The 12,633-nt window shown below is 64.9% G+C and carries 15 protein-coding genes; 6 read left to right on the top strand and 9 right to left on the bottom strand.

Annotated features, from left to right (window positions below):
* Positions 1 to 34 precede the first annotated feature (34 nt).
* The 6 genes from IFO71_RS01380 to IFO71_RS01405 all read left to right on the top strand — a co-directional run bounded on the left by IFO71_RS01380 (position 35) and on the right by IFO71_RS01405 (position 5,204).
* Positions 35 to 2,200 carry a heavy metal translocating P-type ATPase gene (locus IFO71_RS01380; RefSeq protein WP_225444285.1) on the top strand — a complete coding sequence of 722 codons (2,166 nt, stop codon included), beginning with the start codon at positions 35 to 37 and terminating at the stop codon, positions 2,198 to 2,200.
* Positions 2,201 to 2,289: 89 nt separating this feature from the next.
* A complete protein-coding gene (locus IFO71_RS01385) occupies positions 2,290 to 2,697 on the top strand; it encodes a MerR family transcriptional regulator (RefSeq protein ID WP_192027732.1) in 408 nt (135 codons plus the stop codon).
* Positions 2,698 to 2,699: 2 nt separating this feature from the next.
* Positions 2,700 to 3,452 carry a MerC domain-containing protein gene (locus tag IFO71_RS01390; protein WP_192027733.1) on the top strand — a complete coding sequence of 251 codons (753 nt, stop codon included), beginning with the start codon at positions 2,700 to 2,702 and terminating at the stop codon, positions 3,450 to 3,452.
* Positions 3,449 to 3,853 carry a hypothetical protein gene (locus tag IFO71_RS01395; protein WP_225444286.1) on the top strand — a complete coding sequence of 135 codons (405 nt, stop codon included), beginning with the start codon at positions 3,449 to 3,451 and terminating at the stop codon, positions 3,851 to 3,853. Before IFO71_RS01390 ends, IFO71_RS01395 begins: the two co-directional genes overlap by 4 nt.
* Positions 3,854 to 3,863: 10 nt before the next feature.
* Positions 3,864 to 4,706, top strand: coding sequence for a hypothetical protein (locus IFO71_RS01400; RefSeq protein WP_192027734.1), 843 nt, complete (start codon positions 3,864 to 3,866; stop codon positions 4,704 to 4,706).
* Between the two features lie 12 nt (positions 4,707 to 4,718).
* Complete coding sequence (locus tag IFO71_RS01405; protein WP_192027735.1) at positions 4,719 to 5,204, top strand: heavy-metal-associated domain-containing protein; 486 nt, start codon at positions 4,719 to 4,721, stop codon at positions 5,202 to 5,204.
* Here the strand turns inward: IFO71_RS01405 and IFO71_RS01410 are convergent.
* The 9 genes from IFO71_RS01410 to IFO71_RS01450 all read right to left on the bottom strand — a co-directional run bounded on the left by IFO71_RS01410 (position 5,129) and on the right by IFO71_RS01450 (position 12,628).
* Entirely contained in the window at positions 5,129 to 5,983 is an 855-nt protein-coding gene (locus IFO71_RS01410) for a sterol desaturase family protein (RefSeq protein ID WP_332309284.1), read from the bottom strand. The genes IFO71_RS01405 and IFO71_RS01410 overlap by 76 nt on opposite strands.
* A 233-nt stretch (positions 5,984 to 6,216) precedes the next feature.
* Positions 6,217 to 6,630, bottom strand: a complete 414-nt coding sequence (locus tag IFO71_RS01415; RefSeq protein WP_192027737.1) for a hypothetical protein — start codon at positions 6,628 to 6,630, stop codon at positions 6,217 to 6,219.
* Positions 6,627 to 7,436 (bottom strand): helix-turn-helix domain-containing protein, encoded by an 810-nt coding sequence (locus IFO71_RS01420; RefSeq protein ID WP_192027738.1) that lies wholly within the window; start codon positions 7,434 to 7,436, stop codon positions 6,627 to 6,629. Before IFO71_RS01420 ends, IFO71_RS01415 begins: the two co-directional genes overlap by 4 nt.
* On the bottom strand, positions 7,433 to 9,913 hold the full coding sequence (locus tag IFO71_RS01425) for a heavy metal translocating P-type ATPase (RefSeq protein ID WP_425502862.1): 2,481 nt from the start codon (positions 9,911 to 9,913) through the stop codon (positions 7,433 to 7,435). The genes IFO71_RS01420 and IFO71_RS01425 overlap by 4 nt, the downstream gene beginning before the upstream one ends.
* Complete coding sequence (locus tag IFO71_RS01430) at positions 9,844 to 10,248, bottom strand: heavy metal-responsive transcriptional regulator (protein ID WP_192027740.1); 405 nt, start codon at positions 10,246 to 10,248, stop codon at positions 9,844 to 9,846. Before IFO71_RS01430 ends, IFO71_RS01425 begins: the two co-directional genes overlap by 70 nt.
* A gap of 108 nt (positions 10,249 to 10,356) precedes the next feature.
* Positions 10,357 to 10,830 (bottom strand): YybH family protein, encoded by a 474-nt coding sequence (locus IFO71_RS01435; protein ID WP_192027741.1) that lies wholly within the window; start codon positions 10,828 to 10,830, stop codon positions 10,357 to 10,359.
* Positions 10,831 to 10,877: 47 nt separating this feature from the next.
* Entirely contained in the window at positions 10,878 to 11,414 is a 537-nt protein-coding gene (locus tag IFO71_RS01440) for a DUF411 domain-containing protein (RefSeq protein WP_332309285.1), read from the bottom strand.
* Entirely contained in the window at positions 11,411 to 11,929 is a 519-nt protein-coding gene (locus IFO71_RS01445; RefSeq protein WP_192027742.1) for a nuclear transport factor 2 family protein, read from the bottom strand. The genes IFO71_RS01440 and IFO71_RS01445 overlap by 4 nt, the downstream gene beginning before the upstream one ends.
* Positions 11,930 to 11,971: 42 nt before the next feature.
* Positions 11,972 to 12,628, bottom strand: a complete 657-nt coding sequence (locus IFO71_RS01450; protein ID WP_192027743.1) for a c-type cytochrome — start codon at positions 12,626 to 12,628, stop codon at positions 11,972 to 11,974.
* Positions 12,629 to 12,633 lie beyond the last annotated feature (5 nt).

Genomic DNA, 12,633 nt, shown 5'->3' on the forward strand with positions numbered 1-12,633 from the left:
GTCCCGAGCGTCCCCAGTACGTAGGAATTCCGACATGTCAGTCGATCAAAGTGATTCACGTGCGGCCAACCAGTCGTCGAAGCCTTCGGCCGTGAAGCCGGGGCGCGCGTTTCGCATCTCGAATATGGATTGCCCCAGTGAAGAGAGCGAGATTCGCCAGGCGGTTGCGGGCCTTGGTGAGGTGCGCGGATTGCACTTCGATCTCTCGGCCCGGGTCGTGCGGATCGATGCATCTGATTCCGCGACACAGCGTGCGCTTGGCGCGATCCGGCGCGCGGGTTTCGATCCGCTGCCACTGCCCGACGCGGATTCCGCCGCGTCGACGGATCGTCTAGTGGAAGGACTGCCGCGACTCGGGGCGGGTCTGCTTATCGCCCTGGCGGCCGAGGCCGTGCACTTCTTCGTTGAGGGTTCGATGGCAGGCTCGGTATTGGGCATGGCGCTGGCGCTGACGGCCATCGCACTAGCCGGCGCGTCGACCTATCGCAAAGGGCTGGCGGCCTTGATTCGTGGGCGGCTCAACATGAACGCGCTGATGTCGGTGGCAGTGACCGGCGCCTTCCTGATTGGCGAATGGCCGGAAGCGGCCATGGTGATGGTGCTTTATGCATTGGCTGAAGCAATCGAGGCGCGTGCTCTCGATCGCGCCCGCAATGCCATCAAGAGCTTGATGGCGATGGCACCGGACACCGCCGAGGTCCAGCAGCCCGATGGCCGCTGGGCCGACGCACCGGTATCGCAGGTCGCCTTGGGAACGCGCGTACGGGTCAAGCCGGGCGCGCGAATTCCGCTCGATGGTGTGATTGTGTCGGGCCAAACATCGATCAATCAGGCCCCGGTCACCGGCGAGAGCCTGCCGGTCGACAAGGGGCCGCAGGATTCGGTGTTTGCCGCCACGATCAATGTCACCGGAACCATCGAACTCACTACGACTGCACTGGCCTCCGACAGCACTTTGGCACGCATCATCCGCGCTGTTGAAAGCGCGCAGGCGGCGCGGGCGCCTACCCAGCAGTTCGTTGATCGCTTTGCCGCGGTGTACACGCCGGCCGTCTTTGTCGTGGCCCTGTTGGTGGCGTTGGCCAGTCCCTGGCTGTTGGGATGGGCTTGGGCCGAGTCGGCCTACCGCGCCTTGGTGCTCTTGGTGATCGCCTGTCCCTGCGCCTTGGTGATTGCCACGCCCGTGACCGTCGTCAGCGGCCTGGCGGCGGCGGCGCGGCGCGGCATCATCATCAAGGGCGGCGTCTACCTGGAGTCAGCCCGACGTCTACGCGTCGTGGCCCTGGACAAGACCGGCACCATTACCGAGGGCAAGCCGAAGCTGGTGGATCAGCGTGTTGTGGCTGATGATCCAGATCGCGTTTTGGCCTGGGCATCCCGCTTGGCCGGCCACTCCGATCACCCGGTTGCGCAGGCCATCGCCCAAGGCCTGCCGCGTGTCGATGGCGACGTGGAAGGCTTTGCGGCCTTGGCGGGCCGCGGCGTGCGTGGCCGGATCGATGGCGAACTGCTGCACTTGGGGAACCATCGGTTGATCGAAGAGTTGGGAGTGTGTTCTCCAAGCATTGAAGCCGTGCTCAACGAGCATGAGCGTCAGGGCCGGTCCGTCACCTTGCTGGCAACCACGACCAAAGTGCTGGCGATCTTTGCGGTAGCCGACACCATCAAGGACAGCTCGCGTGCGGCGATCGCACACTTACACCGTCTCGGCGTTCGATCGGTGATGCTGACCGGCGACAACGCCGTCACCGCCCGCACCATTGCCGCGCAGGCCGGCATCGACGACGCACGCGGCGACCTGTTGCCCGACGACAAGCTTCGCATCATCGGCGAACAGCAGGCCGAGTACGGGCCGACCGCGATGACCGGCGACGGTATCAATGATGCGCCGGCCTTGGCCAAGGCCGACATCGGCTTCGCCATGGGCCGGGCCGGCACCGACACCGCGATGGAAGCCGCCGACGTGGTGGTGATGAACGACGACTTGCGGCGCGTCCCCGAGACCATTGAGCTATCGCAGCGCACACACCGTCTGCTGTGGCAGAACATCAGCTTTGCACTCGGCGTGAAAGTCGTGTTCCTCATTCTCGCCATGCTTGGTCACGCAACCATGTGGATGGCGGTGTTCGCTGATATGGGTGCGAGTTTGATCGTGGTGTTCAACGGGCTCCGAATCCTGCGGCAGTCGGCGCGCGTCTAACAACGCGTTCGCCCACTGACGGCAGCACTTGACTCCGTAGTTGGGTACGGGGTGCATCATGGTCGTACCGTCATGGATGGATACGACGTATGTCCGCTCTCACCATCGGAAAACTTGCACAGCAGGCTGGTGTCGGTGTCGAGACCGTGCGCTTCTACGAGCGCGAAGGGCTGTTGCCGGTCCCGCCGCGGCGCGGGTTCGGGTTCCGCCACTACCCGGCCGAATCAGTCGAGCGACTGCACTTCATTCAACGTGCCAAACGTCTCGGGTTCGCCCTCAAAGAGGTCCGCGAACTGCTCGAACTACGCGTCACTGCCGATGTGAGTTGTGCGGAGGTGCAGCAGCTGGCCAGCGCTAAGTTGGCCGACATCGAGGAGCGCATTCGCGACTTGCAGCGCATGCGCAAGGCGCTGCGCGCATTGGCCGAGCATTGTCAGGCTGACGGCCCGATTAGCGATTGCCCGATCTTGGACTTCCTGTCTCGGGAAGGAGGCTGATCATGCGCAGCGTCGACTTCATCTACTTCAGCGGGTGCCCTCACATCGAGCAGACGCGGGCCCATCTGCGGCAAGCCTTCGATGCTGTTGGCGCCGAGCCGCGCTGGCTGGAATGGGATGCCAGCGATCCGGCGACCCCCGACGAGTTTCGGCAGCACGGCTCGCCCACGGTGCTGATCAACGGGCGCGACGTTGCCGGCGTGACATCGGCCACCGGTGGCGGCTGCCGGGTCTATGACGGAGGCGACGGACTCACCGGCGTGCCATCCGTCCCCTTGCTGATCGCGGCGCTGGGTGGGCTACCATCGCCGGCAGCAAGCGCCGCAACGGCTCCGCCCCAGCTCGGATGGCGTCGCCTGTTGGCCGTGGCGCCGAGTCTCGCCGTGGCTGCGGTGCCGGTCGGCACCTGTCCGGTCTGCATCGCTGGAACCGTGGGTGCGCTGAGCGCCCTGGGCATCGGGTTTCTTCTGGAGACCCGCTTCCTGCTGCCGATCACCGTGCTGGCGCTGACCTTGGCGCTGGGCTCACTTGCCTGGCGTGCGCGTGCGCGCTGGGGTTATTCGCCACTCGCGCTCGGTATCGTGGGCGCGATCACGCTGAGTGTCGGACAGTTTGTTATCACGAGTGCGCAGACCACCGTCATCGGCGCCATCGTGTTGATGGCCGCTGCGTTGTGGAATGCCTTGCCGCGGGCACGAAACGGGGCGTCCTGTGCCGACTGCGTGCCGCGGGTTCCAACGGAGCGGCAGCGATGACCGGTCAGGGCGACACCTCAGCACCCATTCGCGAGCGGAGCGTGAGCGTGGTCGCGCTGCTGTTGTCGCTGAGCACACTGCTGTGTTGTGCCTTGCCGCTGCTCTTGGTGGCGCTGGGATTCGGAAGCGCGGTGGCCGCATTGACCTCCAGCGCACCGTGGCTGGTGACTTTGAGCCAGTACAAGGTCTGGACGTTCGGGGTGGCGGCAGGAGTGCTCGGGCTGGCCGGCTACATGCTGTACCGGCGGGGCCGAAGCTGCCCGACCGAACCGCTGCTGGCTGACGCCTGCCAACGCGCCCAGCGCTGGTCGCGTCGCATTTGGTGGTGCGCAGTCTTGGTGTGGTGTATCGCCGCCGTCGTCGCCTTCGCCTGGATTCCGCTGCAGCGCCTGTTGGCTTGAGGAGAATCACATGAACCGGACGCGACTTTATCCCCTGGCCTTCGCGCTGGCTCTTGTCGCGTCGGCGGCGCAGAGCGAAGGCCATGGTCCGCTGTTTGGTCTGGCCACGCCGACCCTGGGTGCAGGCCAGTGGAGCAGCGACACCGGGTTTATGCGCATGGCATCTGAGCAGGGTGGCGACTGGCGAACCCGGCAAATGATCGGCTACGGGATTCATGAGGATTTGCAGGCGACCCTGACCCTGCCGCTGGACCAGCGCGATAGCCGCATGGTTGCCAACGCGCGCGGTGGCGCCATGATGGGGAAACCCGGTGCCGTGGAAGCCTCGCTACTTTGGCGCTTCCACCGCGAGGCCCCGCGCATAGGCGTGCGTCGGGAAAGCAGCCTGCTGGTCGGGGTGGCCGACGGTGACACCTTTGGCCCGGACGCGCGGAATGCCGGCCCCGCCCTGCACTTGGCGGCGGTCACCGGCTACGCCTCGCGCACGACCTACTGGTGGCTGGGCGGCGGCGGCCAATGGCATCGGGCTGAGGGTGGCAATCGCCGTGGCGACCTGACTTACGCCACCGCGGTGTTTGGTTGGCGCCCACCGATCTTTCGCGGCGATTATCCGAAACCGGACTGGCGGCTGTTCATCGAGGCCGTCGCCGAGCATGCAGAACGGGATCGGCGCGACGGCCTGGCGGATGCCGATTCCGGTGGGTACCGATTGTTGGCCGGCCCCTCGGTGCTGGGCTTGTTTGGCGCCTGGGGCGTTTCGGCCGGCGTGTTGTTTCCGGTCGAGGAGCGGCTCAACGGCAGCCAGCCTGGTACCGACTATCGCGCCAAGCTGGTCTTCACCTATTGGTTCTGACGGAGCATCCCCATGAAAACGACTCTCTACGCTGTCTTGTTGATTGCGGCCATGAGTGGCTCAACCAGCGTTCATTCCGACGGCTTGGTGCACGCCAAGCAAGTCATCTTCGGTATGGATTGCGCGCCGTGTGCCTACGGCATGGAGAAAGGACTCAAGGCCTTACCCGGGGTGCAATCGGTGACGGTCAGTCTCAATGAAGGCTATGCTGAAGTGCACTTGGCGCCCAATTCCACCACATCGTTAACGGATATCCGCGAGGTCGTTCGCAAGGGCGGATTCACGCCCAATGACGCGCAGATCACACTGCAGGGGCGGCTTCAGCTCTCGCCAAGCCCGATGTTGACGACCGCTGCCGGCCAATTCGCGCTGGAACTCGGCGCATTGGGCGAACCGTCGGTCCCACTGCAAGGGCTTCGAGTTCAGGTTTCCGGCTCAGTGGCCGCGGACTCTGCCGAACTGATCGTCGCGCGCATCGACCCCGTCGCGTCCCAATAACCGACCCTCGAAAACGGCCAGCGCAGTTGACCAAGGTACGAGGTCGGAAACTCGGCGTCGTCCAGCCCAACGTCATCCGCGCCTACTGCCTTAAGATCATCGAAACGCGTTCCCAACAACCAATCCCACAGCAACCAGAACTCGCCGAAATTGACCTGCGCGTCGGTGTAGTCGCGGCGATGGTGCCAGCGATGCAGTTCGGCACCGCCGATCCACCGGCGCAGCGGACCCAAGGAGTAGTCGAGATTGGCGTGCTGAAATCCGAGGTGAACCGTCAACAGGGTCAACCATGCCGTGATGACGGCAGCCGGCGCGCCGAGCAGTACCGTCGCCACGAGGCCGGGGCCGGCCAGGATGAGGGCGCTCAGGGGATGGCGACGATCGCCGTTCATCCAGTAGAGGCGCTCAGAACTGTGATGGATCGCGTGCAGTCGCCACAACCAGGGAACGTGATGGCTTGCGCGGTGCATCGCATACAAGCCGAAATCCACGATCAGCCCGGCGAGCAGTACCTGCAGCGCGATCGGCCACGCCTGCGGCCAGATCATGGTGGTCGGCACACGACCCATCAGCAAATGCAGCAGATACGCCGTGCCCGACATCAGCAGGAGATTCACCAGGACATGGATGGCGTCGGTCAGGGTGTCGTTGTGGTCTTCGTTCCAATCCCTTTCGAACGGTTGCACCCGTTCCAGCCAGGCGATGGCAAGCAGGCCGGCGATCGCGACGAGAAAAAAGGCGGGCCAGGGCGACCAACCCAGCGTCGACCAGATCAGCACGAAGGCGCTGACGCTGCCAAATACGATGGGATAAGCGCCGTAGCGCAGAAAGGTGGCAAACCGCATGCGTGGTGTCTCCGAGTCGAGGCATGCAGTGTTGCCCGAGCGTCCGCAGACGCGCTTGAACGTACTGGCTGGAAACACGCGTTTCCAGCCCTAAGAGCCGCCGTCTTGGGCTCGCATGGTCGCCGTTGTCACCGTGGCGGCCGCGCTTGGGTGGACGCGCGGAGTCTTCAATCGCTCTCCGTGAGTTGCATCCATACGACCTGCGGATCTTGATCACGCGGGTGAAGATCAAGCCGGACCCGTCGCAATCCTGCCAGATCGATTTCAGCCTCGCCGACCAGGGCGCCCTTGGCTCCGGGTGACAGTTCGATTTCCTGAGTTTCCTCAAGGTGCGTGAACTGGATTCTGGCTTGAAGGTGCCGAATATCCACTGGCCAATTGCGGCGATCACGCACGTACAGCCGGATAACTCGACCCTCCGAGACCAGCTCGAGATTGAACGTCCGAGTGGTGCGCGTGTACCCGCCGAAATAGGCCTTGGCAGGCTCGGGCGGCGAATGCGCTGCCACGATTTGACCGAAGGACAACAGGGACAGTAGCGAAGCGAAAGTCACGGCGAGATAGCGAACGCGCTTGATCATGGACGGGTCGTTCCTGCTTCAAGGGATGGATCGGGATGGCGGCTCCGCAGCGGTACCAGCAGGCTGCCTGGGGTAACGCCGAAATGGCGACGCATAGTCCGCGTGAAGTGTGCGGCGTCGGCAAAGCCCGCTGCGTGCGCGGCGTCGGTCAGGGAGGCGCCGCGACTGACCGCTCCCAAAGCCAGGGCCAAGCGCAGCCAGCGCAGGTAAGGACGGAGCGCCATGCCGGTCTGTTCGCGAAATGCGTGGGCGAATCGGCTAGGAGATAGTGCTGTGGCTGCCGATAGTCTGGCGAGCGTCCACTCGGCCGCAGGACGCTGCGGCAAGTCGGCGATGACGGCACGAATCCTTCGTCGGGAACTCGTGGGCTGAGCGGAACTTTGTTCGACTTGAGTATCGATTGATCCCCCAGCCAACGCAGCGATCAATGGATCGATCGACGCTGCGTCGTTATGCGTCTGCCACAGCGCGCACAAGCGCGATGCGGTTGCTGCGTCGAACACGACCAGGCCATGTCGGCAGAGGGCGCCGAGGCGCAGTCCTGCCGCCGATTGCCGCTCCACATACAACAAGCGCACAGGTCCAGGATGCAGGCGGTGAGTGACATCGGGGCCGATCAGCAGGCCGGCGCCTTCGACGAGTCGACCGTCGACGTCGGCACGAACCGGCCCCTCCACACTCAGCGCGAGCTGCAGGGCGGGATGCCGGTGCGGCCGGTTGTCGCCAGCGCAACCGGTAAACACCGCCCACCCCGGGCCGAGCGCAACGCGCCCGACCCAAGCGGACCCTTGGTCTTGACCCGTCATTGCCCAGTGCGCAGTCGCAACGCGTTGGCGACCACTGACACCGAGGACAGGCTCATGGCCAAGGCGGCAATCATCGGGCTGAGCAACCAACCGAACACCGGATACAGCACCCCGGCAGCGATCGGCACACCGAGGGCGTTGTAGGCAAAGGCGAAGCCGAGGTTCTGCTTCATGTTCGCCACGGTCGCTTGCGAGATCTGGCGCGCGCGCAGGATGCCGCGCAGGTCGCCCTTCACCAGCGTGACCTGGGCGCTGGACATCGCCACGTCGGTGCCGGTACCCATGGCAATGCCGACATCGGCCGCCGCCAGTGCCGGCGCATCGTTGATGCCATCACCGGCCATAGCCACGCGCCGGCCTTCGCGCTTGAGGCGCGCGACGAGTTCGGACTTGTCCTGCGGTCGCACTTCGCCATGCACCTCATCGATTCCGAGTTGCGCCGCAACCGCCTTCGCGGTGCTGACGCCATCGCCGGTCGCCATGACGATGCGAAACCCGGCCGCGTGCAGCGCCTCGATCGCTTCGGCCGTGGTGTCCTTGATCGGATCGGCAACCGCCAGCAGCCCGGCGAGACGGCGGTCGACCGCCAGATACATCACGCTGGCGCCTTCGCCACGCAGCTTCTCGGCGGTCTCCGAGAGCGATGTTACGTCGACACCCAACTCGTCCATCAGCGCGGTATTGCCCAGCGCCAGATTGTGATCGTCGACGCGTCCGCGAACGCCGATGCCGGTCACCGACTCGAAGTCCTCCACCGGGTTCAGCACTGTTTCCCGGCGTCTGGACTCGGCCACAATCGCTTCCGCCAGCGGGTGCTCACTGCCCTGATCGAGGCTGGCCGCGAGTCGCAAGACCTCGTCCTCGCCAAAGTCCGCTGTTGCGATGACCGATCGGAACGCGGGCTTGCCTTGAGTGAGGGTGCCGGTCTTGTCGACGATCAGCGTGTCGATCAGGCGCAACCGCTCGATCGCCTCGGCATCGCGAAACAGCACCCCGGCCTGGGCGGCGCGGCCGGTCGCCACCATGATCGACATCGGCGTGGCCAGCCCGAGCGCACAGGGACAGGCGATGATCAGCACCGCCACGGCATTGACGATGGCGAAGGTCCACGCCGGCTCAGGCCCAAAAAATCCCCAGACCAGAAACGTGGCAACGGCGATCGCCAACACCGCCAGCACGAACCAAAAGCTCACGCGATCGGCCATGCGCTGCATTGGCGCGCGCGAGCGCTGTGCCTGCGCCACCAGTTGCACGATCTGCGCCAGCACCGTGTTCGATCCGACCTTGTCGGCACGGATCACCAGGCTGCCGTTGCCGTTGATCGTGGCGCCGATGACGCTGTCGCCCGGTGTTTTCTCTACCGGCATGGGCTCACCGGTCAGCATCGACTCGTCCAGCCGCGAGCGCCCTTCGATCACTTCGCCGTCGACCGGCACCTTCTCGCCCGGCCGCACGCGCAGGCGATCGCCAATGTGCACGTGAGTCAGTGGGATGTCCTCCTCGCTACCGTCGTCGCCAAGTCGTCGCGCCGTCTTGGGCGCCAGTCCGAGCAGGGCCTTGATCGCTGCCGAGGTGCTCGATCGCGCTTTGAGCTCCAGCAGTTGTCCGAGCAGTGTGAGCGACACAATGATGGCGGCGGCCTCGTAGTAGACGCCGACGCGGCCGTGCTCCTGAAACGACGCCGGAAACCACTCCGGGGCAAGCGTCGCGACCACGCTGTAGCCGAACGCCGCGCCGACGCCGGTGCCGATCAGCGTCCACATGTTCGGACTGCGATTTACGATCGACTGCGCCCAGCGCTGGAAGAATGGCCAGCCTGCCCACAGCACGACCGGCACCGAGAGCGCGAACTCCATCCAGGTGCGCACGCTGGCCGACAGCGCGGGCACGCGATGACCGACCATGGCGATGACCAGCACGGCAAGCGACAGCGGCAATGTCCACCAGAATCGCCGCCGGAAATCGGTCAGTTCGGGATTCTCCGCCTCGTCCAGGCTGGGCATCATCGGCTCCAGCGCCATCCCGCACTTGGGGCAGGTTCCCGGATGGTCCTGCACGATTTCCGGATGCATCGGGCAGGTGAACTGGGTGCCTGCGGGTGCGGGAATCGCGTCCGCGGGCTCGGTCGACAGATAGCGCGCTGGGTCGTTGACGAACTTGCTGCGACAGCCCGCCGAGCAGAAGTAGTGGCTCTGGCCTTCGTGGTCGGCACGATGCGGCGATGCGGGGCTGACGGTCATTCCGCACACAGGATCTCGAAGCTCCGGACCGTCGCCCGCCGCGCCGGCTGCCTCGCCACCGGCCGCGCTGCCATCGAGATGTGTGGGGCTGCCTGCCGCCGCACCTGCCGAGTGCGCGGGCTTCGTGCTGCAGCACGCCTTCGCGGCGTGCGGGTCATTCTGGGTGCTCATTCGGGCTCCTGCTGCGTGAGTGCGTTGAGGATCGGGCAGGCCTCGGCCTGACCATGACCCGGGCATGCAGTGATCAACGTCTGCAGGCCGTGTCGGATGCGCTCCAGTTCGACGATGCGTGCGTTGATATCGAGCAGCTTGGTTTGCGCTGCCTGCTTGACCCGAGCCACGTCTCGGCTGTCACTGAGCGTCAGCAATCCGCGGATGTCCTCCAGCGAAAAGCCCAATGCCTTCGCCCGGCGAATGAATCGCAGACGCTTCAGCTCGATCGCTCCGTAGCGACGATAGCCGGAGGCCAACCGTCCTGCCGGCGCGAGAAGCGAGTTGCGCTCGTAGTAGCGCACCGTGTCGATGGCGACCCCGGCGCGTTGCGCAAGTTGGCCGATGCTGAGGTGTGACATGCCCGATCTCCTGTGGGAGGCCAGTCTGCAGTCTGGACCCAAGTCCAGAGTCAAGCGCTATCGCTGGCTTCTCTCCAGTTCGTTCACATGGGGTGGGAATGCCCGGCTTCAGGGTGCAGCCGGCTTCGGCGCTCGCGACGAGCTGTGCATCGAGCGGATCCGCCACTCGCCATCCAGACGTTGCAGGACCGTGGTGCTGAGGCCCTGGCGCTCGATCGGCTCGGCACGGTCCTTCAGTTCGATCACATAGCGGTAGGTTTCCGTGGCCCAGGCCACATCGCCCACGCCCTCGACGCGTACGACGTAGTCGGAGAAGGCAAAGCGCGAAAAGTGCCCCAGTTCCGGACCGATATGGTGCTCAATGTAGTCGCGGTAGCTGCCTTCCAGCTTGCCCGATTCAGCGACCACGTTGTGGTCGGCAAACAGTGCCTCGGTGCCGGCCAGATCGCGGCGCTCCAAGGCCGATTTGTAGGCCGCCAGCACGGCTTTCACTGCGGCTTCGTCGGCATCGGGCAGCGCCGACGCGGCGTTCGCTCCGGATAGCAGAAACAGGCTCGCAATCAATATGAGCAATCGGGTCATGGTGTTGTCCTTTGAGTGATTGGGTATCGATGATTGGACGCCGCGCGTCAATGCGTTCCGTGTCGTTGGAAGGGCGACGTACTGCCGTCCTCAGCCAGTAACTCCACCGTGTAGGGCTGAATCCGTCCGTCCGGCATCTCCATGCCGGGCGAGCCGAGCGGCATGCCCGGCAGCACCAGACCGCGCGCCTTGGGGCGTTCGTTCAAAAGACGGAGGATGTCGCCGACCGGAACATGGCCTTCCACCACGTAGCCATCGACCTCTGCGGTGTGGCACGAACCCTTGCCGGGCGGGACGCCCAGACGAAGCTTCACGGGGTTCAGATACTCGCTGTCGCGCACATCGACGGTGAAGCCGGCCTTTTGCAGGTGCTCGACCCACAGGCTGCAGCAGCCGCAGGTCGCCGTCTTGTGCACGATGATCGTTGGCAAGGTCGACGTGCTTGCTGCCGCGGGCGCATCCGATGCTGCGCTCGTGCGGGTGCTGGGACTATCCGGCTCGCTCGTACACGCGGTCGTCAACAGCAGCACGCCCAGGGTGAGGGCGTGCCACGACTGCGATAGCGGAATGACGATGCGATTCACTTCTGCGCCCGTGACGACCAATGGATGTGCACGATCTTCCAGCCTTGCGCGGTCTTGCGCAGGACCGCCGTTTCGGTCGACGAAATCATCAGCATCTTGTCGCCGCGGCTGGCGTGGATCTCGCTCTCGCTACCGACCCAGACCAGGTCGCCCGAAGCCTGTGCGACGCGGCGCTGCAAGGTGGTGTGCGCCGCCTTGAGGAACTCGGCATCGTGCTTGGCGTGTCCACCCAGGTATTCATCGCGGGTGCGCTCGGCACCGCCGCTTTCCAGGATCAGCACGGATGGGTCGAGTTCGGCGCCAGCGGCGCTGAGATCGTCTGCACTCAATGCCGCGGAAAACCGCTCCAGGGCAGCGACGGCATCTTCGGCTTCGGCCGCGACGCTGAGGACGGCACCCGCTGTTTCTCGTCCCGGCTCCACTTGTGAAGGTTTGTGTTTCTCGTCGCCATGCCCCCAGGCGGTCGATGCGGTGAGGGCAAGCGCGAGGGCAAGCGATGTAATGCGAAGGTTCATGGCTATCTCCAGAGTGAGTGAGGCAAGGCCTCGGGGTAGAATTCAGTGCTGATGGTCGTCGCGATGGTCATCGCCTTCGGGCGCTGCCATCGGGTCCTCAATGGGCTCGAACGAGGAGCGTTCCGCGCTTGATGCTTGGTGATGGGCATGCGGGTCACCGCCGCCGACATCGGTTTCGCCGCCGCCATGGTCGTGCCCGGGGCTTGCGTCAACGTGTTTGCGGTACTCGGCGGGTGTCATGCCGGGAAACTGCTGCATGAAGGCGACCATGCCCCAGAGGTAGCGGTCGTCCATGCTCTTGCCCCAGGCCGGCATGCCGGACGCCTTGATGCCGTGCTTGAGCGCCCAGTACGCTTGGCGCGGCTCCACCTCTGCCAGCGCATCCCAGCGCGGCGGCTTCGGATACAGGCCGACGCTCAGCTCGGTCTCTTCCGCACCGGGGCTGAGATGGCAGGTGACGCACATCGCGCTGTAATTGCCGGCACCACTGCGGATCAAAGCAGGGTCCGATAGATCGGGCGTTTCGATGCCGGCTGCGCGCGTGGCAATCGAGCGTTGCCGGGCGATCTCCAGCACCCGGTAGGTGGCCGACCAGTGCGGATCGTCGGCCCCGATGTTGTACACACCGCTCCAGATCACCGTGGCGGCACCGATCAGCCCCAGCAAAAGCAGAATGGCCAATGTCTTCAGCAGCTTCATGACGC

The sequence above is a fragment of the Pseudomarimonas arenosa genome, from assembly GCF_014841215.1.
Lineage (GTDB): Bacteria > Pseudomonadota > Gammaproteobacteria > Xanthomonadales > Xanthomonadaceae > Pseudomarimonas > Pseudomarimonas arenosa.

Bases quoted from the DNA above. Each gene is read 5' to 3' on its own strand.
- IFO71_RS01425 (WP_425502862.1), bottom strand. From the start codon at position 9,913: ATGCCCGGGTCATGGTCAGGCCGAGGCCTGCCCGATCCTCAACGCACT.
- IFO71_RS01445 (WP_192027742.1), bottom strand. From the start codon at position 11,929: ATGAACCTTCGCATTACATCGCTTGCCCTCGCGCTTGCCCTCACCGCA.
- IFO71_RS01395 (WP_225444286.1), top strand. From the start codon at position 3,449: ATGACCGGTCAGGGCGACACCTCAGCACCCATTCGCGAGCGGAGCGTG.
- IFO71_RS01390 (WP_192027733.1), top strand. From the start codon at position 2,700: ATGCGCAGCGTCGACTTCATCTACTTCAGCGGGTGCCCTCACATCGAG.
- IFO71_RS01380 (WP_225444285.1), top strand. From the start codon at position 35: ATGTCAGTCGATCAAAGTGATTCACGTGCGGCCAACCAGTCGTCGAAG.
- IFO71_RS01400 (WP_192027734.1), top strand. From the start codon at position 3,864: ATGAACCGGACGCGACTTTATCCCCTGGCCTTCGCGCTGGCTCTTGTC.
- IFO71_RS01450 (WP_192027743.1), bottom strand. From the start codon at position 12,628: ATGAAGCTGCTGAAGACATTGGCCATTCTGCTTTTGCTGGGGCTGATC.
- IFO71_RS01420 (WP_192027738.1), bottom strand. From the start codon at position 7,436: ATGACGGGTCAAGACCAAGGGTCCGCTTGGGTCGGGCGCGTTGCGCTC.
- IFO71_RS01385 (WP_192027732.1), top strand. From the start codon at position 2,290: ATGTCCGCTCTCACCATCGGAAAACTTGCACAGCAGGCTGGTGTCGGT.
- IFO71_RS01415 (WP_192027737.1), bottom strand. From the start codon at position 6,630: ATGATCAAGCGCGTTCGCTATCTCGCCGTGACTTTCGCTTCGCTACTG.
- IFO71_RS01405 (WP_192027735.1), top strand. From the start codon at position 4,719: ATGAAAACGACTCTCTACGCTGTCTTGTTGATTGCGGCCATGAGTGGC.
- IFO71_RS01435 (WP_192027741.1), bottom strand. From the start codon at position 10,830: ATGACCCGATTGCTCATATTGATTGCGAGCCTGTTTCTGCTATCCGGA.
- IFO71_RS01430 (WP_192027740.1), bottom strand. From the start codon at position 10,248: ATGTCACACCTCAGCATCGGCCAACTTGCGCAACGCGCCGGGGTCGCC.